General features: G+C 40.8%; 1 protein-coding gene. It reads right to left on the bottom strand.

Annotated features, from left to right (window positions below):
* Window positions 1–1,161, bottom strand: a 1,161-nt coding sequence (locus tag ACFS5J_RS11155) for a beta strand repeat-containing protein (protein ID WP_379812273.1), incomplete at both ends; no start/stop codon positions are given.

Below are 1,161 nucleotides of genomic sequence, written 5' to 3'. Positions count from 1 at the left end.
GTTGTTGTATCACCTACACAAATTCCTTGTGTTCCACTCAATGTTCCTGCATTTGGTGGCGTAGTAACGGTTACATCTAATGTAGTGAAAGTATCTGCACATCCTCCTGTTCCTAAAACGGTGTATGTAATGGTAGCCGTACCGGCTGAAACTCCTGTAATAACTCCTGTTACTGTATCAACTGTAGCAATTGAAGTATCTCCTGAAGTAAAACTTCCACCTGCATCTCCATCACTTACAAATGTTGTAGTACCTCCAATACAAATTGCTTGAATACCACTTACCATTCCAGCATTTGGTGGTGTAGTAACGGTTACATCTAATGTAGTGAAAGCATCTGCACATCCTCCTGTTCCTAAAACTGTGTATGTAATGGTAGCTGTACCGGCTGAAACTCCTGTAATAACTCCCGTAGTTATATCTACTGTTGCAATTGTTACATCACCTGAACTAAATGTTCCTCCAGCATCACCATTACTTGTATATGTTGTAGTACCAGCAATACAAATTGCTTGATTTCCACTCAATACTCCCGCATTTGGTGGCGTTGTAACGGTCACATCTAATGTAGTGAAAGTATCTGCACATCCTCCTGTTCCTAAAACGGTATATGTAATGGTTGCTGTACCGGCTGAAACTCCAGTAATAACTCCTGTTACTGTATCAACTGTAGCAATTGAAGTATCAGCTGAAGTAAAACTTCCTCCTGTATCACCATCACTCACAAATGTTGTAGTACCTGCAATACAAATTGCTTGGTTTCCACTCAATACTCCTGCATTTGGTGGCGTAGTAACGGTTACATCTAATGTAGTGAAAGTATCTGCACATCCTCCTGTTCCTAAAACGGTATACGTAATGGTAGCTGTACCGGCTGAAACTCCTGTAATAACTCCCGTAGTTGTATCTACTGTTGCAATTGTTACATCACCTGAACTAAATGTTCCTCCAGCATCACCATTACTTGTATATGTTGTAGTACCAGCAATACAAATTGCTTGATTTCCACTCAATACTCCCGCATTTGGTGGCGTTGTAACGGTCACATCTAATGTAGTGAAAGTATCTGCACATCCTCCTGTTCCTAAAACGGTGTATGTAATGGTTGCTGTACCGGCTGAAACTCCTGTAATAACTCCTGTTACTGTATCAACTGTAGCA

The sequence above is a fragment of the Flavobacterium chuncheonense genome (genome assembly GCF_042686145.1).
Classification (GTDB): domain Bacteria; phylum Bacteroidota; class Bacteroidia; order Flavobacteriales; family Flavobacteriaceae; genus Flavobacterium; species Flavobacterium chuncheonense.
Note: the sequence above shows the minus strand (reverse complement) of the source record. Positions and strands in the feature narration are given on the sequence as shown.